The organism is Parabacteroides sp. PF5-6 (assembly GCF_029504695.1).
GTDB lineage: Bacteria > Bacteroidota > Bacteroidia > Bacteroidales > Tannerellaceae > QVMG01.
Genome location: NZ_JAQFIN010000017.1, coordinates 1 through 21758, shown reverse-complemented (window position 1 = coordinate 21758; position 21758 = coordinate 1). Strand labels below are relative to the sequence as shown.

Sequence of the window (21758 nt, the reverse complement as noted above, 5' to 3'; positions counted from 1 at the left end):
ATCCTGAAAAAATGAAATATCAATCTTTACTATTCCTTTTGATCTGCCTGGTATTATCCGCAGATGCTTTCTCTCAGGAGAATACCTATCCCACGAAAGAAAGGCTCTTCCATATCGAACGAAGCAAAAACAAGAATATGGTTTGTTACGACGTCAATCTGGTTGATGGCCGACCGGATGAAAAGGAACCGCTGAACGTGTATTGGATCAATCGGGAAGAATCGCCCGGGCAGAAGAAAGGTTTGTCGGCGATACAGAAACGAATGGCCTATGGATACAAGCAAGTTTCCCGCGACGCGAACACCTGCCAGATCACCCTGCAGGCTTATCCGGGCCGTGTGTTGACGCTCCGCCTGCTGCACGGCAAATATGTCTGCACCCTGGAAATAAACGGCAAACAAGCCGTACTCAACCGCCTCTACGTGAAAGCCAAAGAAAACAACTCCCTGAAAGTCGAATATGTCGAACTGACCGGCACCGCATTAGATACCCAATCTCCCGTTTCCGAGCGGGTTTTGAATAAATAATTGTTTTTATTCTTCATTAAAATTAGTCGTTTGTCGTGACTCGGCATAATCCATGCAAGCACGGATTCTACACTCGCTACTTCAAACGTTCAATATTCTTCAATAATCGGGCGATTTCCTGTGGGGTGATGGTGACTTGTTCGGCTTTGTCGTAAATAGTGAGTAAGGTGATGACTCCATTTTCTTCATTGATGATTACCGTATAGGTAATGACCCGTGCTCCGTGGCTTTTACCTTTGCCTTTATCGGAGATAGGCATACGGATTTTCCGAACACCGCCTCCCAGGTCGATGCCGATAGCTGGGTTTTGTTCGAGTTTATCAAGAAGGGCTTCGTAATCCTTGCCGATGTTACGGTACTTTTTAGTCAGCCGTTTAATTTCCTTCTTAAACCGTCGACTTGATTTAATCTCGTAGTTCATCAAGAATGTCGCGTGCTGATTGTAATTGTATTTTCCCTTCGCGAGCCAGCTTTACTTCCAACAAGGCCTGGCGGATGTCTTCCAGTATTTCCTTTTTTCTTTTTTCTGCTGTGTCATTCGGGGTTATACGTTCGTAGACGGCCTGAGGTTCGTTGGCGATGGATTGATATTCATCGGGCAGCTCATTGGTTATGTCTTTCTTCTTTCCTGCTTTCATTCGACGTTCCTCCTTTATACTCATTGGGTTACTTTACAAAGATAGTGAAAGCCGAATGCAGATCCAAGCTTGCTTGAGATATGCTGAGGCGCATCCTATCTTCTACAAAGGTAGAGAAATTATTATAAACGATCACTACTTTGGCTGCTGAATCTAAGGACTATGTCCATACAGAATAGACGGATTTGAGAAGGGTTCTTGTTTTAATCGCTTATATTTGTACGTTCAGCGGGATGCGGATAAGGTATGCCGTGTGGATCTGATGGAATAAAAATAGAGAGTCATGAGAAAAATTGCATTTATTGTATTAGCGGCGATTCTATTAATCGCTTGTGAGGGACCGATGGGGCCTGCTGGTAGAGATGGTAAAGACGGACAGGACGGTTATGGAACGGAATGGTATACGACCTCTTTTGTGATCAAAAAGTCGGATTGGATATTGAGTGGTCAGCCTGGGGCGTTGAATACGTATTATTACGCCGATAAGCAGATCCCGCAGTTGAGTGATTTTGTTTTCGACGAGGGACTGGTGCTCGGTTATATCCAGACCGATGTGGATGTGAAGAACGGTTTGCCTTTTGTCCTGCACATGGGCGAGGAAGGGAATGGACAGGAGTTTCTCTGGACGCAGACGTATGATTTTGATTACTCGCCGGGCATGGTCCGTTTCTATATTACCTATTCGGACTTCAACACCCAAATCGCACCGGAGGCGGAGACTTTCCATATTGTCCTGGTGTGGTAACCTGAAGGCTGATCCGGCACGACATGAGACTGGCGATCTACCAATCCTATTTCTTTCCGTATATCGGCTACTTCCAACTGATGCAGGCCGTGGATAAGTTTATCCTTTACGACTATCTGCATTATATCGATGGAGGGTGGATCGCCCGGAACCGGATCATGTCGCCCGATGGGCATACCTTTTACATGTATATCCCCATCGAGAAGAAGAGCTCGAACAGGCGGATCAATGAACTTGTTATCAGTCATCATGAAGACTGGCAGCAGAAAGTCGCCGGACAGTTGCGGAGTTGTTACGGGAAAGCTCCTTTCTTCCAGCAGCTTTTCCCCTGGGTAGAAGACTTGTTGATGCAACCCTGCGACCGGCTGTCGGCATTCAATTACAAGAGCCTGACCGCTATCGCCCGACTGTTGGACATCCCTACGGAGATCGTATGGGATCATACCTTATATCAAGCGATCGAAGAGCGCTTGGAAACCGAAAACTATCCTTTGGAAAAGAAGAGCCAGCGCCCGTTATGGATCTGCCGGCAGGAAAAGGCGGATACGTTTGTCAATGCCATCGGTGGGCAAAAGCTTTATTCCAAAGCTATTTTCGCAGAGCAGGGGGTCGAACTGTTCTTTCTTCAGTCCGATAAGTATATGCGGCAAGAGCCGGACAACGTGCCGATGCCCGAGCTGTCGATCCTCGATGTCCTGTTTCGTTACGGCGTGGAGGAGACGAAAAGACTACTCCACTGTTACACGCTTATTTAGAAACGATCGTATGTACGACGCGCTCCAGGTCTTTCTCCGTCAACAGATGATGGATCGGAAGACAGAGCACGCCGTTCGCCATGCGATGGGCAACAGGCAGGTTGGCCGGATCGGCGGAAACGATCTCCCGGTAAGGCGCGAAGGCCGTGATCAGCGGATAGAAGTAACGCCGGCACAGGATCTTCTCTTTCTTCATCTTCTCATTCAATTGATCCCGACTGATGCCGAACGCCTCTGCATCGATAAATATCGGGAAATAGGCGTAGTTCGATGTATATCCCTCTTTCGTATCAGGTAGAGTCAGCCCTTCGACGGCGTCGAGGTGTTGGCGGTAGTACGCGGCCACCCGCTGGCGGGCGCGGATAGCTTCGTCGACATGGCGGAGCCCGACCAAGCCGTAGGCCGCGCGGATCTCGTCCAGTTTGCCGTTTGTTCCGGGATGGGGTATATTCGTCTCGGTCTCAAAACCAAAGCTGCGGATGCGGTCGATCCGTTTCTTCGTATCCAGATCATGGCTGATAATGGCGCCTCCCTCTACGGTATTATACACTTTGGTGGCGTTAAAGCTCAATACGGAGAGATCACCGGCCAACAGCAGGGAGCGGCTTCCCTGTTTTACACCGAAGGCATGCGCCGCGTCGTAAATCACTTTCAGCTGGTGGCGCCGGGCAATCTCCCGGATCTCTTCCGTCGCGCAGGCATGACCATAGACATGCACGGGCAGTATCGCATTTGTTTCGGGTGTGATCGCCTGTTCGATCTTTGCCGGATCGAGGTTCTGGTCGGCAGGGTGTATATCCGCGAACACCGGTCGCAGGCCATTCATCCACAACGCGTGGGTGGTCGCCACAAAGCTATACGGGGTAGTGATCACCTCGCCGGTGATGCCCAATACGTTCAAAGCGCAAGCCAACGCCGTTGTGCCGTTGGTGAACAGCGAGAGGTACGGCACATCCAGATAGGCGCGCAGCGCTTCTTCCAACGCGGCATGATACACTCCTTCGTTGGTGATGTGTCGGCTTTTCCATATCTCCTCCAGGTAAGGCGTCAGCTCTTCCAGGGGAGGCATCAGCGGGGTGGTTACGTTTATCTGTTCTTTTTCCATCGTGTTATCGTTTGTATGAAAATCTGCCCTTTGACTATGGGCAAAAGGTATATCTTGATCCATATCGCGCACTTTCGGCGGAGAGAGACTTGCCGCAGGTCCGCCTCAAACCCTTCGTAGGTCAGGACCGGCCGGTAGCTCTTTCTTTTACTAAGCAAGCCGGCTTGCACATGTAGTTTCCTTTCGATAAAATGTTTGTGATAGCGGTAATGCGTCAAGGCATCGAAGCCGTCGAGCATCTCGAACTCCGTCCGGGTCATCTCCCGGCGGGCGGCATCCGACATCTTCCGGTAGCGGTCGGTATGCGAGCCGGGCACACGTTTGCGGTAGACCGACAGGACTTCATTCAGGTAATACACCTTTCCCTGTGTCGCCAGAAAATGAGCCAAAGGCGCGTCGCCGATATGGCAACGCAGGCAGAAGTCCGGGTAGTCTTTCATCCGTATTTTCCGGTACATAAACGAAGCCGTCGGCCAACAGACTTGTTTCCAGCGAATGATATCCGTGAAGCGGGCTTCCTGGCTTTTAGTGTATTGGCGATAGACCTTGCCTTTGCCTTTATGGTCCCGGGTCATCGCGGGATGGAGACAGAGCGTAACCTCCGGATCACGGTCCAGGATGTCCGCCTGCTTTTGCAGCTTCGCTGGGTCGGTCCAGAAATCATCTCCTTCACACAGCGCGATGTATTCTCCCCGGGCAAGGGGTAGGAGGATGGTGGTGATGATCGCCCTGGTTGTGGTGGTATATTGATTCTGAGTTTGTATGACCGGGCGTATCCGGTCCGGATACAAGGCGGCATACGTCCGCACGATCTCGGTGGTTCCGTCGGTCGAGGCATCGTCGTGCACCAGGATTTCATAGGCGAAAGAGGTCTCCTGCGTCAACAGGCTGTCCAGGCATTGACGCAGATACGCTTGGTGATTGTAGGTCACACAGCAAACACTCACTTTGATGTTTTCCTTGTCTTTCACTTGAAAAGGCGCGTTTGATAGCCCAGGCAGCGATAGCCTTGCGCCGCGGATTCTTTGTCTATCTCCCGGATAAAAGGTGCTTCTTCTTTTAATTGTTTTTTCACCCAGTTGCACAGGCTGATCGTAATGCCGTATGCGCCGGCAATATCGCGGATCAGGGCTAACTTCTCTGCGCAGATCTTCTTCTCCGGCGCCAGGCGGCTCCGTTGTTTGATATGCCCCTGATTGCTTTCGCGCAGGTAGGGTGCGAAGAACTCCCCGACTTTCTCCGGGTCGTAGTGGTGGATATACTGCGCCACCAATACCAGGTTGCGGATCTCGGCGGTGAAGAACTCCGGCTTGATATTGCGTACGCCGGCAGCCGAAAGTTGGCGCATATAGTGGGTGATCACCTCCTCCGTCAGGTACGGAATGAAAAGGGGCTGGCAGAGTACGGACTCCGCCCAGATCCCGGCTTCGCGACATTGACACAATACTTCCAGGCGTTCTTCAATACTTGCCACATGGGGCTCGAGGATATGCCGCAGGTAAGCGGGCATGATGCCGATGCTTCCGTTGACCTGCACCTTACCTGCCAGTTCCTTCAATAACTCGAAGACGGAGTTCCCGGCATGGCGGATATTCAGGTGTTGCATCCCGGCTTTTGTGGCGATAAACAGGCGCACGCCGGAGTCGGGGTATTGCTCGTAATGCGTAAGGAACGTTTTCAGTATCTGATGTGCCAAGCCATTGTAAAGATGAGGCTCGGAGAAGGCTTCCGTCTTCGGCGAGAAGTAATAGAAAAGCGGCTTCTCCCGATTGCGCTCCAGGGAACGGGCGAGCTTCTCGGCATAGTTCGTGAAGACCCGGATGGGCTGGATGTGTTTTCCGTCGGTGACCAGGCAGTACTGGCATCCGGCGGCACAGGAGCCGGCCGAAGGGGAGATCTCCAATACATGGGTCGGGCATAAGCCGGTATAGTTATGGACTTCCAGCTCTTCGTCGATATCGGTCAGTTCTTCTTTGTATCTGTTTTCCGGGTTTAATGTCCGGCGGGAAAACAAACTGTTATACCATGCCGAACCGGCAAGCAGTTCATCGTTCACCTTTGAACTGATGGGGTAGTCGATCCCCAGGTTCTTCAACACCTCGCGATCGACGTCAAACGGTTTGAAACCGGGTGACTCGTAACAAGGTTTTTCTTCGTATAGTAATTGGAACGCTGTCATATTCTATAAAATAAAAGGATTGTGATAACCGGCATAGTCGTCCGTAAAACAAGGCGCCATCTTGCGGTCGTCTGTCCGGTTGGTTATTTCAAATGAGGATGCGCGGAACAGGCCGGTGCCGAAGAAATAGTGGTCGAAACATAAGAGCGTGCCCACCACGTAGTCGTGATATGCCTGTCCGCCGATCGTCGAACGGATACGTTTTTGGTGGATAAACGGCTGCAAGACCATCGCCTCCCGCACCGAAGGCGCGAACAACGCTTCCCACTCCTCCCGGTCGCATGTCCGCCCGGTATAGACCTGCTCGCTTTTGCCGAGCAATGCATGTTTCAACACCCATTCTTCTTTGTTCTTTCGAGCCTCCTCCCAGACGTCAGGCGCCTGAATAGCGGTATAGGTAGGGATCAGAAAAGGCGTTAACCGGGCAATCTCCTCTTTCGTCAGGCAATGCGCGAGGAAAGCGGGATCAGAGAGTACGGCCAGAAAACGTTTGTCGTGGATCAGGAAGATCGTGCGCATATCGTTCAAGGCGTTGGCGGCGGCGATATTCTCTAAGGTATTGTTGTCCATCCGCTCCATCTCCATCTGGTTCAGTTCGTTCACCACACAGGCACCTGCCAGGTCAGGCAGGTCGGCAACCTGTTCGGGCGTCACCACCACGGTCTTTATGCCCCACGCCTCAAAGAACGGAATATAGTATTTGATATCACACGGCCGGTCATTGCCTTTCAATACGTATAAGTGTCTCGGATTTCCCCAGTAGGCCAATAGATAGTCCAGGAATCGGTTGTACTCCGGCTGCTCCAGATACGATTGATAAGGGAAACGGCATTGCCCGATATATTCGGCAATGCCCGACAGGAAATAGCCGTTCAACGGAAACCGCGCCCCGATCTCACAGATCCGGAGCTGCCCATCCGCTTCGATCAGAAAGTCCGGACGATAGGTCCCTATCCGATAAGGGTAGGGACGACAGATCTCCATGATCCGCCGTATATTTTCCGTCAAGAGAAAGATATATTGATAATCAGCATAATGCCTGATAAAATAACCGATCGCCCGCATCAACAACTCTTGCACCCCTTGCAGCTCCTTATACCTTTCGGCCGTCACCACCACCGGAGTCTGCAGATACCATTGCGAAAGATAGGCCTGATGCGTTTCGGCAAATTGTTGAAACATTTTGTTTTTATTGTTTGGCACAGCACTTGTTTTCTTGTTTTACACTTCAAAACCACCCAAAAACCTTTTACCTTTTTCAGATGTAATATACTTAACCTCTTTTAGACTCCAACTCCACCCCTTAAAAGAAGGTGTATTCTGTAATTCGCTGTTTATCTTGATTCTGGAATTTTTCAACTCCACCCTTTTTGGGTCCCAACTCCACCTCGAACTATAGCCTTCTGGACAAGATTAAATGCAGATCATCTATTGTCATAAACTAAATTTCATATATTGTCACAAGATTAAATCCAAAAGTCTTGTAAAGATAGCCTTTTTGAAAAAAAGAGAAGCCTTTTGTGACGTTTTAAGTGGGCGGGCGACTAATGGAGTATGAAGTAAAAGCAATAGTGTAGTGGAAAAAGAATTCTTACGCATGATTCGTGAACATAACGGGATTATCTATAAGGTGGCCTCGATTTATGCTGATAAAGAGAACGTTCTGGACGATTTGTACCAGGAGGTGGTATTGAACCTATGGAAATCGTTCCCCACCTTCCGTAACGAGAGTGCTTATTCGACCTGGATCTACCGGATCGCCCTGAACACCTGTATCTCGTTCTTTCGCAAGAGCAGTCGCAAACCCATGTATGTGGAACTCTCGCCCGATCTGCGGGTCGCCACCGAAGATAATAGCTTTTACGTGAATGAACTCTATGCCTTGATCAACCAGCTGAATAAATTGGAGCGCGCGCTTATCTTCCTCTATCTCGAGGATAGACCCTATAAGGAGATCGCTGATATCCTGGGGATTACGCCAACCAATGTGTCGACGAAGATCAATCGCATCAAAGAGAAATTAAAAAAGATGTCAAACGATTAATACACAACAATTATGGACTTGGACGTATTAAAAAAAGAATGGCAGAAGAACGAGGCATTTCAGAAAGAAGTCAAAGAGAGTATGATCAAAGAGATGATATCCAATAAGAATAAAGGAGCCTTTGAACGCATTAAGAAGTATGAAAAAGAGGCGTTGCGCATTGTCCCTATCTGCTCGGTCGCTTTTGTTTTTCTGAGCGCTTCGATTATGGTTCACGGTAGTATGTTGGCCCGGATCTGGGTGTTAGCCATGTTGCCGATCGGTGCGTTGTTGTGGTATTGGTCGTACTGGCTTTGCGGTTTCCTGAATAAGATCGATATGAGCCGGATGAAGGTGACGGAGGTCTCCCGCTATATCCTGAAATACAAAACCTACCTGGTACGGCATACCGTCGGGGCGGCGATCCTGATGCCGATCTACCTGGGTGGGTGGCTTTATTTTTATATCTCCGTGATGGATCCCCGTATGGCGGAAACCTATACCAAAGAGTTTTACATTATTTACTTGCTGGTCGCGTTGGTATTGCTCTTCGTGATCCTCTGGTTCCGCTTCTTCCGCCATGTACGCGATATCCAGCAGAACCTGAAGGAACTGGAACAGTTCGAGCAGGAGGGGTAAGGCTTACATCCTTTTCAACACATTCTTTCGGACCGACCGGATAGCAGGAACCAATAGGTCGGGCTCCATTAATTCCAAGATGGCACGCAGCTCCTGCAGGAGTTCGGGGATAGCGCGACATTGATTATAGGCCAGTTTGATGCAAAGGGATTGCACGCCGGGCAATTCCTCTTTCGAGAGCATACGCTCGAAGCAGAAATCCAAGAAATCCACCCGCGGAGAATCAGGCAGGGGTTGTTTTACTAATAGATTCAGAAACAGACGCCGCTTGCCCGGATGCGTCTCACGCAAGACGCCATCGATCAATTCATCTTGCCGACTATATAACCATTCATTCGCCTGCCGGCTGAAATGCGTCAGTACCCACAACGCCTGATACGCCATCATCTCTTCTTCGTGATAGATCAATGCGTATAATTCCTCTTTTCGCGTGTCGTCCCCTTCGGCATAAAACCGGATTTCATGGATATCGCCGATATGAATGCGACTGGAGAGCCGTTCCTGTATGTTCATCTTTGCAAAGATAGGAGGTTGCGTTGAAAAACAAACGGATATATGCGATGAAATACCGGATTAAGACCCTATTCACGCAACTTCCGGCAGGAGTATTCACTTGTTGATAATTGTCAACAGATTTGTTGATAATTGTCAACAGATCTGTTGATAGTTATCAACAAATGTGTTGATGGTTATCAACAAACAAATACTCCCGGCAGAAAGAGGGGTGAGTCGCCCCGATCGGCATTCCTTCTCCGGCGTCTGTTGAAAAATATAAACAGGAAGAATCGTTAATTGAATATATTTGACTTTCTTTGTTATTTAGTTAGAGGATAAGCCTCTCATTCACTTTAATTTTATATGTATGAATATTTACATTGGTAACCTGAACTACAAGGTTCGGGAAGAAGATTTGAAACAAGTTTTTGAAGAGTATGGAGAAGTAAGCTCCGCAAAGATCATTAAAGACCGGGATACCGGCAGGGCCAAAGGGTTTGCATTCGTCGAAATGCCAAACGATGCGGAAGCCCAAAAAGCGATTGAAGAATTGGATCAGGCAGAATTTCAAGGACGTCAAATGGTCGTGAAAGAAGCGCGGCCAAAGGTGTAAAACAGTGAAAAATCTCAAAGGCATTTTCGCCGGGCAGTCGGCATCCAGCCAGTTGGTGAAGCTGGTCTTACTCGTACTGGCCGGCATGTTTCTCTCCACCTTTCTGGGTATGCTCCTATTGATGGGCACGCAAGGGACGAATGTCGATCCGGCGGCCCATCCCGGCTTGTTTCGCCTGGTTCAGTTTCTTTCTTCCGTTGGCACTTTTCTCCTGCCCGCCCTGATCATTGCCTGGCTGTGTAGCGAGAATCCGCGTATATACCTCTCACTCGGGCAGATGCCCAAAGGCAAGGTCTTGTGGTATCTTTTTCTGATTTATATCTTGTTGACGCCGGTGATGAGCCTCACGCAGTATCTGAATATGCAGATGGCATTGCCCGAATTCATGCGCCCCATCGAAGACTGGATGCGGGCACAGGAAGAGGCGGCCGAACGTCTCACGCTGGCATTGATAGGCGACGGTGCCCCGCTGACCCTCCTGGCCAACCTGTTGGTGATTGCCGTTACCGCTGCCGTAGCCGAAGAGTTCTTTTTCCGCGGGGCGGTACAGCGCATACTGGGTCGTTGGATGCCTAACCCACACGCGGTGATCTGGGTGACCGCCATCTTGTTCAGTGCCATCCACCTGCAGTTCTACGGGTTTATCCCCCGCCTGTTGATCGGAGCTTATCTGGGATATCTATTATTTTGGAGCCGGAACATCTGGGTACCGGTCATCGCACACTTCCTGAACAACGCCGTAGCGGTGATCGGCTTGTCGAACAGCGACCTGAAAGAGATGGAATATTTCAATGGGGAATTAAATCCGGGACACCTGATCTTTTATGCGATCGTCTCAGCAATTGCCCTTCTGTTACTGATCCCGGTGATCCGACGCTTACGATCGGAATTTGATTTATAAATCTTTCTTCCGCAGGACGAAGTCTTTTCCGAGGTATTTCTCGCGCACGATCTCGTTCTCGGCCAACTGCTCGGCAGTGCCCTGAAAGAGCACCTTCCCTTCGAACAACAGATAGGCACGGTCGCAGATACTCAAGGTTTCGTACACGTTGTGGTCGGTAATCAGGATACCGATATTCTTATGCTTCAGGCGGGCAACGATGGTCTGGATATCCTGTACGGCAATGGGGTCGACCCCGGCGAACGGTTCGTCGAGCATGATAAACTTCGGGTCGATCGCCAGGCAACGGGCAATCTCCGCCCGGCGGCGTTCCCCTCCCGAGAGCTGGTCGCCCAGGTTGCGGCGCACCTTATGCAAGCCGAACTCCGCGATCAGGCTTTCCAGTTTCTCTTTTTGATAGTCAAGCGGTTTATCGGTCATTTCCAGGACCGAACGGATATTATCTTCGACGGTCATCTTGCGGAAGATAGAAGCTTCTTGTGCCAGGTAGCCGATCCCGTTGCGGGCTCTTTTAAAGACCGGGAACTTCGTGATCTCCATATCATTGAGGAAAATCCGCCCTTCATTGGGCGTGACCAAGCCTACAGCCATATAAAACGTAGTCGTCTTCCCGGCTCCGTTAGGCCCCAGCAATCCGACAATCTCACCCTGTTGTACATTGATCGACACATGGTTCACCACGGTACGGGTTCTATATTTCTTTACCAGGTCTTCCGTGCGAAGCACCATTTTTACTTCTTCTTCCATGATGCAAAGAAACAACTTTCTTTGTAATTATGAATGATGAATTATGAATTATGAGAACCAAGCCGAACGTTAACAAGTGTTTAGTTATAATTTTCCCTTCTCATAATTCATCATTCATAATTCATAATTCGCCAGAAATGTGTTTCTTTGTTGTCCAAAACAACATCAATTCAAGTCTTATGTCAATTTCCCGTTTCCATGCCGTTGAGAAGGCTTCCAACCGGAAACCTGTAGCCGCTACGATCCCCGCGACTAAAGTATCTGATTATTTCGGTATCCATGTTTTCACCCGCAAGACGCAGAAGAAGTACCTGTCGAAAGAGACTTATGGTGCGTTGACCCGCGCCATCGACCAGGGCACGCCTATCGACCGGGAGATTGCCAACCATGTGGCCGCCGGTATGCGTATGTGGGCATTGGAGAAAGGCGTGACACATTATACACACTGGTTTCAGCCGCTCACCGACGGCACGGCCGAGAAGCACGACGCCTTTGTCGAGCTCGACGGCAACGGCGGTATGATTGAAGCCTTCAGCGGAAAGATCTTGGTACAGCAGGAGCCCGATGCCTCAAGCTTCCCCAGCGGCGGCTTGCGCAATACGTTCGAGGCGCGCGGCTATTCCGCCTGGGACCCTTCATCGCCTGCTTTTATCGTCGACGATACCTTGTGTATCCCGACCGTCTTTATCGCGTACACCGGTGAGGCGCTCGATTATAAGACTCCCCTGATCCGCTCCATCGAAGCGTTGAACAAAGCAGCCGTCGATGTCTGCCATTATTTCGACGAAGAGGTGAATAAGGTGATCACCTACCTGGGTTGGGAACAGGAATATTTCCTGGTCGACGAAGCGCTCTATGCCGCCCGCCCCGACCTGATGTTGACCGAACGCACCCTCTTGGGCCATGAGAGCGCGAAGAACCAACAATTGGACGACCACTACTTCGGTTCGATCCCCACCCGCGTCCAGGAGTTTATGAAAGACCTGGAAGAAGAATGTTACATCCTGGGCATCCCTGTCAAGACGCGCCACAACGAGGTGGCTCCCAACCAGTTCGAATTGGCGCCCATCTACGAAGAGTGTAACCTGGCAAACGATCATAACCAGTTATTACTCTCGATCATGAAACGCGTCGCCCGCCACCATAACTTCCGGATCCTGTTGCACGAAAAACCTTTTATGGGCGTGAACGGATCGGGCAAGCATTGCAACTGGTCGATGGGCACGGATACGGGTATCAACCTGTTCTCGCCGGGCAAAGACCGGGAAGACAACCTGCGCTTTATCACTTTCGTGGTCAATACATTGATGGCGGTCTACAAATACAACGGGCTCCTGAAAGCCAGCATCGCCTCGGCAACCAACGCTTTCCGCCTGGGCGCCAACGAAGCCCCGCCGGCGATCATCTCCTCTTTCCTGGGTAAGCAGATATCCGAGATCCTCGATAAGTTCGAGAACAGCTCCATCGAAGACGCCATCGAGGTGGATGCCAAGAAACGCCTCTACCTGGGCTTCGGACAGATCCCCGAACTCTTGTTAGACAATACCGACCGCAACCGCACCTCGCCTTTTGCCTTTACCGGTAATCGCTTTGAGTTTCGCGCGCCCGGCTCGTCGGCCAATTGCGGTTCGCCCATGCTGGCTCTGAACTCCGCCGTGGCCTATCAGTTGATGCAATTCAAAAAGGATGTAGAGAATAAACGCGCGGAAGGCAAGAGCAAAGAAGCGGCGATCTTCGAAGTCCTGAAAGCCTATATCAAAGAATCCAAACCCGTCCGTTTCGATGGCAACGGCTATAGCGAGGAGTGGAAAGAAGAGGCGGCCAAGCGCGGGCTCGACTGCGAGACCAGCGTGCCCTTGCAATACGACGCCTACCTGCGCCCCGAGGTCGTGTGTATGTTCGGTGCCACCGGCGTACTGAGCCAGAAAGAGCTCGAGGCACGCAACGAAGTGAAATGGGAGATGTATATCAAAAAGGTACAGATCGAAGCCCGTGTATTGGGTGATCTTTCGTTGAACCATATCATCCCGGTGGTGATCCGCTACCAGACCGCATTATTGGAAAACATCGCCCGCCTGAAAGAAACCTTCAGTGCCGAAGAATACGAAGAGCTTTCGTTCGAACCCAAGCGCCTGACGCGCAAGATCGCCACGCATATCTGCGCGGTGACGAAGATGGTCGAAGAGATGATCGAAGCCCGGAAAGTGGCCAACCGCCTCACCGACTACCGCGAGAAAGCCATTGCCTACCACGATACCGTATTGCCTTACCTGGATGAGATCCGTGACCATATCGACGACCTGGAGCTGATGGTGGATAATCAGATGTGGCCACTGCCGAAGTATAGGGAACTGTTGTTTTTGAGGTGAGGAAGAAGGGGTATTTAAGAACTCATAAGAGCTCATAAGAGCTCATAAGAACTCATAAGAATTCATAAGAGCTCATAAGAATTCATAAGAAGAAAGCCTTCCTATGAGTTCCTATGAGCTCTTATGAATTCTTATGAGTTCTTAACTCCCTTAGTTAGAAACCCTCAAGCCAACCTCCTCCCCAGCCTTCAGCTCCACCACTATCGTGCCTTCCTTCACCGGCAGCGAAACGGCTTTGCCGTTTTTCTTCACCTTCAGGTTCTCTGCCCCTTCCGGCAATTGAATCACAAACGTCTCATCCACGGTTGCCTTCACCGTCGCCTCTGTCAGTTTGCCGGCAGCCCAGCGCACGGATACCTCTCCGCCTCCTCTGACTTTCAATCCCTTGAAGCTACCATCCGGCCATGCCGAAGGAAGGGCCGGCAAGAACTCGATGCGTCCCGTCTGGCTCTGCACGAGCATCTCGGCGATGCCCGCGCAACCACCGAAGTTGCCATCGATCTGGAAAGGCGGATGGCCGCAGAACAGGTTCGGATAGCTGCCACCGTCGTTCATCTGGTCACCACCTTTCTCCACGCCGGGACGTAAGAGATCGCCCAGGAGTTTGAAGGCATGATCGCCATCGTGCAGGCGTGCCCAGAAGTTGATCTTCCACGCCATCGACCAGCCTGTGCTCTCATCGCCGCGGGCTTCCAATGTCTTACGCGCGGCCTCCGCCAGCTCGGGCGTCAACTCCACCGAGATCTCATTGCCCGGATGCAAGCCGTAGAGATGGGAGACGTGGCGATGGCGCGGCTCCGCCTCCTTATACGGCTCGAGCCATTCCATTATACGTCCGTCGGGACCGATAGTGGTCGGCATCAGACGGGCACGTTTCTCTTCCAACAGGCGGGCAAAATCGTCATCCACCCCCAGGATGGAAGAGGCTTCCATCGTATAGGTAAACAATTCGCGTACGATCTGATTATCCATCGTCGAGCCGGCGCAGACATGCACAATCACACTGTCGTTCAACAGATAAGCATTCTCCGGCGAGGTGGTCGGCGCGGTCACCAGATAACCCGTACGCGGATCTTCCACCAGCATATCCACAAAAAAGAGTGCCGCCCCTTTCATCGTCGGATAGACATCGGCAAGGTAAGTTTTGTCTTTGGTAAACAGATAGTGATGATAGAGATGTTCGCAGAGCCAGGCCGCCGAGGTATTGGTCGCGCCCCACGACGGATGCTCGCCCGGCGCGGTAAACTCCCACACATTGCCCAGGATATGCGTCACCCATCCCCGCGCGCGGTAAAAGGCACGGGCAGTCTTCTCGCCGCTCTTCACCTGCTGCTTGGTCCATTCGATCAGCGGCAGGTGCAGTTCCGAAAGGTTACCGACCTCCGCCGGCCATAGGTTCATCTGCAAGTTGATATTCAAATGGTAATCCCCATTCCACGGGGTATGGATCGTCCGGCACCACAATCCTTGCAGGTTGGGAGGCAAGAGTCCCGGGCGGGTCGACGAGATCAACAGATAACGTCCGAACTGAAAATAAAGCGTGGCCAATGACGGATCGTTTTTATCCCGGGCAAAAGCGCGCAGGCGTTCGTCGATCGGCATCGTCTCCCTGCCCGAGCTGCCCAGGTCGAGGTCTACTCTTGCGTACAATGCCCGGTAGGCATCGATATGCTCTTCTTTTAGAGTTTGATAGTTAGTTTGTTCGGCTTTATCCAAAAGGGAAATAAGAGAGGCTTCGAAACCGGCTTTATCGAAATAGTCGGTCGCCAGCCCGGTCAAAAGGATCACTTCCGTCGCATCGGCAATGGTCAATGTACTATCGCCCGGCATCACCGTGCCGCCTTGGGGCAACACCACACGGATGCGCGAGAGGTATCGGGTGCCGGTCGTAGGGGCATCAGCCGCTTCGGTGCCGGTGGGCAGTTGGCCGTGCATGATCAGATCGCGGCCCTGGGTAGCAAACGTATAATGTTCCGGCCGGTTAAGGCCTAAGGTGAGATGAAGCGCTTTTTCTTTATCGGCGGTCAAACGGATCAGTCCGATATCCCGGGTAAACGAGGTAAAAGCCTCCCGCGTGTATTTCACCTCTCCCTTTTGATAGGTAAGGGTGGTAATGGCTTCTTCCAGGTTTAGTTCCCGGTGGTAGTCGGCTATCGCTCCGGTATTTCCCGGATACCGATAGTCGAGCGTCATATTGCCCAGGATCTGGTAACTGCCATAGGGCGCATCCGCCCCATCGCCGTAATTGCTACCGGTACCTTTGCAGACAAAGGTCTCGTACATCAGCTGTTGCGCCTCATCGTTGCGCCCTTCGAAAAGCAGTTGGCGGATCCGTGCCAATGAATGATACGCCTCGGGGTTATCCGCATCCTGCGGACTGCCCGACCACATGGTGATCTCATTCAATACGATATTTTCCTTTTCCAGCCCGCCATCGGGCATCAAGCCGATCCGCCCGTTGCCCAAAGGGAACGACTCCTCCCAGATGGAAGCCGGCTGATCAAAGAAATAGGTGAGCGATGCCTGCTGCTGCCGGTCGCAACCGGATAAAACGACCAGGCCCAAAACGCCAATACACAATAGAATAGTTTTTTTTCTCATGATATTATAATATTAAGGTCCTTAAGGCCCTTAGGCCCCTTAAGGCCCTTAAGGCCCTTATCTTCCCAAGGGGTTTAAGGGGTTTAAGGGTGAGGGACTTCTTACTTCTTACTTCCTTCCTAAAAGCTCTGCATATCGCAAAGTCTTTTGTAATAGCCGTCGCGCAGCAATAGTTCTTCGTGCTTGCCGCGCTCGACGATCTCTCCTTCGTGCATCACACAGATCAGGTCCGCGTTGCGGATCGTCGACAGCCGGTGGGCAATCACGATCGTGGTGCGGTTGCGCATCAGGTTCTCCAACGCTTCCTGCACGAGACGTTCCGACTCGGTATCCAAAGCCGAGGTCGCCTCGTCGAGGATCAGGATCGGCGGGTTCTTCAGGATGGCACGGGCAATGCTCAACCGTTGGCGTTGTCCGCCGGAGAGCTTACCGCCCCGGTCGCCGATCGTCGTGTCGTAGCCCTGTTCCGTCGCCAGGATAAACTCATGCGCGTTGGCGATACGCGCCGCCTCCTGTACCTGCTCCAGGGTGGCATTCTCTACCCCGAAAGCGATATTATTAAAGAAGGTATCATTGAACAGGATCGCCTCCTGATTGACATTACCCATCAGATGGCGCAGATCGTACAGGGTCGCATTGCGGATATCCGTTCCGTCGATATAGACCGCCCCTTTGGTCGCCTCATAGAAGCGGGGCAACAGATCGACCAGGGTGCTCTTGCCCGAGCCCGACTGTCCCACCAAGGCCACGGTCTTGCCGCGCGGGATCTCCAGGTTAATGCCTTTCAAGACCCATTCCGACTGGTACTTGAACCAGACATCCATATACGCAATCTTCTCCGTCAGCGCGATCGATTCGGGACATTCCGGATCGTTGATATCCGACTGCGCCTCGAGGATCCGGTCTACCCGCTCCATCGACGCCAGCCCTTTCTGGATGGCATACGATGCCTTCGTCAGGTCCTTCGCCGGGTTGATGATACTATAGAAGATCACCAGGTAATAGATAAAGGTAGACGCGTCGATCGCCCCCGATTGCGAAAGGATCAACGAGCCGCCATACCAGAGTACGATCACGATCGTGATCGTTCCCAAAAACTCACTCATCGGATGCGCCATCTGCTGCCGCCGGTAGATGCGGTTGGTGGTCCGGCGAAAACGTTCGTTGCTCTTCTCGAAACGTTCCTGGATCTTAAATTCCGCGTTGAAAGCCTTGATAATACGCAAGCCGCTCAGGGTCTCTTCGATCTGACTCATCAACAGCCCCCATTGGTCCTGCGCATCCAGCGACTTGCGCTTCAGGCTCTTGCCCACCTTTCCCATCAGGTAGCCCGCCAGCGGGAGCAAGACCAGGACAAAGAGCGTCAACTGCCAACTGATCACAATCATACCCGTCAGGTAGATCACGATCAGGATCGGGTTCTTGAACAGCATATCCAGGGAGCTCATGATCGAGGTCTCGATCTCGTTCACATCACCCGAAACGCGGGCAATGATATCCCCTTTGCGCTCTTCGGAGAAAAAGCCCAGAGGCAGTTGTGTGATCTTGCGGTTGATCTGGTTGCGGATATCGCGCACCACTCCCGTGCGGATGGGGATCATCGTAAAGAACGCCATATACATGGAAGTCACTTTCAGGAAAGTCATCACAATCAGGAAGAGCCCCAGGATAATCAAGGTATAGGTTCCGCCCCGCGTCTCGATCAGATTGCTCACCATCCAGAAGAAATTATTCTTTATCAGTTCGAGGCTGCCTTTCCAGAACTCCCACGAGAGCGGTTCAAAACGCCACGGCATATAGGTGTATGTGGTATCCTGCAACTTAAAAAGGATATTCAGGATCGGGATGATCAGTGCGAAAGAGAAGAGGTTCAGGATCGCCGACAGGATATTAAAGAAGATATTCCAGGAGAGATATTTCTTATACGGAGGCACAAACCGCCGCAGTACGCGCAAAAAATCTTTCATAAGTCTTTTCTATTTAGTGAGATCAAGATCCCCGACATTACTCTATCTGGGGACGAAGGTAAGAAATTAATTGTAAAAAGCTGCCCTTATTCTTTCTTTGCCTGTCGGCAGTAAATGTTAAATCTATCACTCCCTCTTTGATAGGTTCACCCCTGTCGTTTGCTTTTGTTAACACTTTTAGGGCAGTTTTTCCAGATTTGAGAGGTTTTTTTCCAGATTTGAGAGGTCGTTGCGGCAGCGCACCCGTAGATTTGCACCGGAAGCATAAGCCAAGGCGATCCGTTTTTGCGCGTGAGACGAGGCTTATATAAAAAAGAAGTTATGCAAACAGACGAAAGATCCGGCAACACATTCTGCTGGGTATATATAGTAAAGGAGAGTGAAGCGGCGATACAGATCGGCTATAGCCCCTCGTTACCGCGGATGTTGGCCGGCAGCCGGGGCAAAGCGTTGCTCTACTACCGTCAGTTTCCCCATCCGGTCGACGGCGTAGCACATAAACTCTACCTCGAGAACCTCTCGGCAGAAAATATCACCCGCTTTATCGGCCACTACAATGCCTGCGGGACGAATTTGTTGGAGGAGTTTCGATACGACTTAACGACGAACAAATAAAGCGAGTATTTACAAGTATAATTAACAATCTAAAAAAAAAAGAAGTATGATGAAGCGTATTTTACTTTTGACCATGGCGCTACTGGCGCTGGTCGTGGGCCGGACGATGGCAGATGTTGTAATCAACCCCGACGGGAACGGGATTATCTATGTGAAAGCAGACGGAGACGGTGATGGCTCCAATTGGGAGGCTGCCGCCAATCTTTCGGATGCCTTGAAAGGTGCCGCAAGCGGCAATGAGATCTGGGTGGCCGCAGAAACCTATATGCCGAAGTATAAAGCGGCAGAAACGAATAAAGATGGAGGCGAGACCACCGAGCGTTACAAAGCCTTTGTGATCCCTGCGGGCGTGCATGTCTATGGTGGCTTTGCCGGAACGGAAACCCAACGCGATCAGCGCGATTGGATCGGAAATGAAACGATTCTTTCGGGGGATATAAATAATGATAATTATGATGATTGCTACCATGTCGTTATCATAGCCCTTACAGGCGAAGAAACAGCGACTCTCGATGGCTTTACCATTACCCGGGGAGCTGCTGTAGAGTCCACGAAAATTACCGTTAATACAATCGAGATTCAATCGAGAGACGGCGGAGGAGTCTATGCCTCCGGCAATGCCAGACTGATCCACAATACGATCCACAACAATTATGCCGGAGCCGGTGGCTGGGGCGCGGCTGTCTATGCCGCGAATGGCGTTACGTTGGAACATAATATAATCCACGACAATAGTGCTGATGGTAGAGCCGGCGGTGTCTACGCCACCGGCAATGTCAAGCTGTCTTACAACAAGATCTACAATAACTCAGTATCGATGGCGGGAGGCGCGGGAGTCTATGTCGAAGAGGGTACTATCCTGAAATATAATACAATTTACGGCAATTATGCCCGGGGTGGTTCTGGTGGCGGTGTCTATGCGAATAACGCCACACTGATCCATAATACAATCTATGAGAATAAATACTTCAAAAATGATTATAATCTCGGAGGTGGAGTCTATGCCAAAGGAAATAGCATCCTGAGCAATAATATCATTTGGGGAAATATAGACTACTCTACCACACCTCAAGATCTATATATAGATGGAGCGAACACCACCTCTTATAACCTGATTGGTGCGATCAACGGATCTGAGGGTTACACAACAGGCGAAGGCAATAAGATCGGGGAAGATCCACGCTTTGTCAGTACTGCTGAAAGCTCCTTCAGCCTCGCCCTGCAAACTGGCAGCCCGGCTATCGGTGCGGGAAAAGACGGTGTAGATATGGGTGCTTATCTCAGCAAAATCTATGTGAAACAAAACGAAGAGAACGAAACCGGCGACGGCTCCAGCTGGGCCGATGCCAAGACAGAATTGGCCGATGCCCTGTTGGCCGAAGGCGTCAAAGAGATCTGGGTGGCCAAAGGAACCTATCTGCCGAAGTATAAAGCGGCAGCAACCGCAAAGAAACAAGTGTATGATGATGAATTGGATGAGACGCAGTATCAAGATATAGAAGTCACCGACCGCGACAAAGCCTTTGTGATCCCTGCGGGCGTCGCAGTCTATGGCGGCTTTGCCGGAGGGGAAGAGTCGTTGGATGCGCGTGATCCGGAGGAAAACGAAACCATCCTTTCGGGAGAAATTGGTGATACAGACACAACCGACGACAACTGCTACCATGTGGTAATCGCCGCAGGAGATATGAACACTGCCGTACTCGATGGGTTTACGGTTACAGGAGGAAACGCGAATGGAGAGTGGGGTGAATATATAATAGTAAATGAGCAAGAGTTCGATCGAAATTCCGGTGGTGGCATCTCTATTAAAGGTTCCAACCTGACAGTAAACAAGAATACAATCGAAGACAATCATGCTCAAAACGGCGGTGGAGTCTATGCCTTTTATTCGGGTGAAGCGGCCCCGATCGTCCTGAACCTAAATACCATCTGCAACAATACGGCTACCTCTGGTGGGGGCGTGAACGCGGATAATACAATCTTGACCCAAAATATCATCCACGACAATACGACCGCAGGTGATTATGGTAGTGATGGTGGGGGTGTCGCTATTCGTGGCTGCACGTTGAATGCGAATATCATCTATAAGAATAATACCGCTGGAGATGGTGGCGGTGTGTTTGCAGGCTATTCTTTGGACAGCGAAGAAAAAAATATCGATTGCACCCTGACCAACAATGTGATCTACGAAAACGATGCGCGGAAAATTGGTGGTGGGGTATATGCCGGCTGGACTTCCCTGACCAATAATACAATCTATGGAAATACCGCGGACAGAAGTGATGGAGTCCATCTTTATCGCGAGGCCTGCCTAACGAACAATATTATCTGGGAAAATGGGAATGAAGGTGAATCTCTATATGTCATGGATTATCCTAAGGCTCTCAGCCATAATCTGATTGATAATTATCAGATTAATAGTGCGGTTAACTACACCCTCGACGAAACCACCAACCTGATCGGTTCGGCATACGCCCCCGGCTTTACAAATGCCGAAGAGAAAGATTTCAGCCTGTTGGCAACCAGCCCGGCGATCAACAAAGGCGGTAACGCGGCTTATCTATCGACCTATCCCACGACCGATGCCGCCGGCAATGCCCGCGTCAAAGGGGGTACGATCGATATAGGCGCCTATGAGTATCAATCGGCGGATGAAAACGTTGCCTACCACACCATCAGCCTCACCATTGCCGAAGGCATCCATTGCGACTACCTGACGGGTGAATATACGATTGCCGAGAGCGACCACCTCTTCCTCTCCTTCTTCCCCGAAGAGGCCTCACTGACAGCAGCCGATATCCTCTTCCTGATCGATGGCGTGGAGACGGCATTCAAT

At 50.9% G+C, this 21758-nt stretch carries 20 protein-coding genes; 10 read left to right on the top strand and 10 right to left on the bottom strand.

Translation table 11 applies throughout. The features are described from left to right. Positions 1–11 precede the first annotated feature (11 nt). Positions 12–527 carry a DUF4833 domain-containing protein gene (locus M2133_RS14535; RefSeq protein ID WP_277466913.1) on the top strand — a complete coding sequence of 172 codons (516 nt, stop codon included), beginning with the start codon at positions 12–14 and terminating at the stop codon, positions 525–527. 76 nt (positions 528–603) lie between these two features. On the opposite strand, the gene M2133_RS14530 is transcribed toward M2133_RS14535, so the two are convergent. Both M2133_RS14530 and M2133_RS14525 read right to left on the bottom strand, forming a co-directional pair. Then, the gene (locus M2133_RS14530; protein WP_277466912.1) at positions 604–948 is read right to left on the bottom strand and encodes a type II toxin-antitoxin system RelE/ParE family toxin; all 345 of its coding nucleotides are present in this window, start codon (positions 946–948) and stop codon (positions 604–606) included. Next, positions 932–1189, bottom strand: a complete 258-nt coding sequence (locus tag M2133_RS14525; RefSeq protein WP_277466910.1) for a hypothetical protein — start codon at positions 1187–1189, stop codon at positions 932–934. Before M2133_RS14525 ends, M2133_RS14530 begins: the two co-directional genes overlap by 17 nt. A 259-nt stretch (positions 1190–1448) precedes the next feature. Here M2133_RS14525 and M2133_RS14520 point away from each other — a divergent pair, with 259 nt between their 5' ends. Together M2133_RS14520 and M2133_RS14515 are read left to right on the top strand one after the other, a co-directional pair. Further along, positions 1449–1910, top strand: a complete 462-nt coding sequence (locus M2133_RS14520) for a hypothetical protein (protein WP_277466909.1) — start codon at positions 1449–1451, stop codon at positions 1908–1910. A 23-nt stretch (positions 1911–1933) separates the two neighbouring features. Continuing rightward, on the top strand, positions 1934–2665 hold the full coding sequence (locus tag M2133_RS14515) for a WbqC family protein (RefSeq protein ID WP_277466908.1): 732 nt from the start codon (positions 1934–1936) through the stop codon (positions 2663–2665). On the opposite strand, the gene M2133_RS14510 is transcribed toward M2133_RS14515, so the two are convergent. Genes M2133_RS14510 through M2133_RS14495 form a run of 4 tightly spaced genes read right to left on the bottom strand, consistent with a single transcriptional unit; the run spans position 2658 to position 7131 of the window. Beyond that, the gene (locus M2133_RS14510; protein WP_277466907.1) at positions 2658–3770 is read right to left on the bottom strand and encodes a DegT/DnrJ/EryC1/StrS family aminotransferase; all 1113 of its coding nucleotides are present in this window, start codon (positions 3768–3770) and stop codon (positions 2658–2660) included. The genes M2133_RS14515 and M2133_RS14510 overlap by 8 nt on opposite strands. Continuing rightward, complete coding sequence (locus M2133_RS14505) at positions 3752–4741, bottom strand: glycosyltransferase (RefSeq protein ID WP_277466906.1); 990 nt, start codon at positions 4739–4741, stop codon at positions 3752–3754. The genes M2133_RS14510 and M2133_RS14505 overlap by 19 nt, the downstream gene beginning before the upstream one ends. Further along, entirely contained in the window at positions 4738–5949 is a 1212-nt protein-coding gene (locus tag M2133_RS14500; protein WP_277466905.1) for a hypothetical protein, read from the bottom strand. The genes M2133_RS14505 and M2133_RS14500 overlap by 4 nt, the downstream gene beginning before the upstream one ends. Positions 5950–5952: 3 nt before the next feature. Beyond that, the gene (locus M2133_RS14495; protein ID WP_277466904.1) at positions 5953–7131 is read right to left on the bottom strand and encodes a hypothetical protein; all 1179 of its coding nucleotides are present in this window, start codon (positions 7129–7131) and stop codon (positions 5953–5955) included. Positions 7132–7546: 415 nt separating this feature from the next. Here M2133_RS14495 and M2133_RS14490 point away from each other — a divergent pair, with 415 nt between their 5' ends. Together M2133_RS14490 and M2133_RS14485 are read left to right on the top strand one after the other, a co-directional pair. After that, positions 7547–7993 carry a sigma-70 family RNA polymerase sigma factor gene (locus M2133_RS14490; protein ID WP_277466957.1) on the top strand — a complete coding sequence of 149 codons (447 nt, stop codon included), beginning with the start codon at positions 7547–7549 and terminating at the stop codon, positions 7991–7993. Positions 7994–8005: 12 nt separating this feature from the next. After that, positions 8006–8611, top strand: a complete 606-nt coding sequence (locus tag M2133_RS14485; protein ID WP_277466903.1) for a hypothetical protein — start codon at positions 8006–8008, stop codon at positions 8609–8611. Between the two features lie 3 nt (positions 8612–8614). On the opposite strand, the gene M2133_RS14480 is transcribed toward M2133_RS14485, so the two are convergent. Then, on the bottom strand, positions 8615–9124 hold the full coding sequence (locus tag M2133_RS14480; protein ID WP_277466902.1) for a hypothetical protein: 510 nt from the start codon (positions 9122–9124) through the stop codon (positions 8615–8617). Between the two features lie 349 nt (positions 9125–9473). On the opposite strand from M2133_RS14480, the gene M2133_RS14475 reads away from it, so the two are divergent. Together M2133_RS14475 and M2133_RS14470 are read left to right on the top strand one after the other, a co-directional pair. Continuing rightward, a complete protein-coding gene (locus M2133_RS14475) occupies positions 9474–9719 on the top strand; it encodes an RNA-binding protein (protein ID WP_277466901.1) in 246 nt (81 codons plus the stop codon). A 4-nt stretch (positions 9720–9723) separates the two neighbouring features. After that, complete coding sequence (locus tag M2133_RS14470) at positions 9724–10620, top strand: CPBP family intramembrane glutamic endopeptidase (RefSeq protein WP_277466900.1); 897 nt, start codon at positions 9724–9726, stop codon at positions 10618–10620. On the opposite strand, the gene lptB is transcribed toward M2133_RS14470, so the two are convergent. Then, positions 10615–11367 carry an LPS export ABC transporter ATP-binding protein gene (gene lptB / locus M2133_RS14465; RefSeq protein ID WP_277466899.1) on the bottom strand — a complete coding sequence of 251 codons (753 nt, stop codon included), beginning with the start codon at positions 11365–11367 and terminating at the stop codon, positions 10615–10617. The genes M2133_RS14470 and lptB overlap by 6 nt on opposite strands. Before the next feature lie 179 nt (positions 11368–11546). On the opposite strand from lptB, the gene M2133_RS14460 reads away from it, so the two are divergent. Continuing rightward, positions 11547–13736: a glutamine synthetase III gene (locus tag M2133_RS14460; protein ID WP_277466898.1), complete on the top strand. Its 2190-nt coding sequence runs from the start codon at positions 11547–11549 to the stop codon at positions 13734–13736. A gap of 150 nt (positions 13737–13886) precedes the next feature. On the opposite strand, the gene M2133_RS14455 is transcribed toward M2133_RS14460, so the two are convergent. Next, positions 13887–16337: a glycoside hydrolase family 95 protein gene (locus M2133_RS14455; protein ID WP_277466897.1), complete on the bottom strand. Its 2451-nt coding sequence runs from the start codon at positions 16335–16337 to the stop codon at positions 13887–13889. Between the two features lie 119 nt (positions 16338–16456). Beyond that, positions 16457–18304: an ABC transporter ATP-binding protein gene (locus tag M2133_RS14450; RefSeq protein WP_277466896.1), complete on the bottom strand. Its 1848-nt coding sequence runs from the start codon at positions 18302–18304 to the stop codon at positions 16457–16459. Positions 18305–18625: 321 nt separating this feature from the next. Between M2133_RS14450 and M2133_RS14445 the strand changes: the two genes are divergently transcribed. Continuing rightward, complete coding sequence (locus M2133_RS14445; RefSeq protein WP_277466895.1) at positions 18626–18919, top strand: hypothetical protein; 294 nt, start codon at positions 18626–18628, stop codon at positions 18917–18919. 46 nt (positions 18920–18965) lie between these two features. Continuing rightward, a partial coding sequence (locus M2133_RS14440) for a right-handed parallel beta-helix repeat-containing protein (RefSeq protein WP_277466894.1) occupies positions 18966–21758 on the top strand: 2793 nt, incomplete at its 3' end.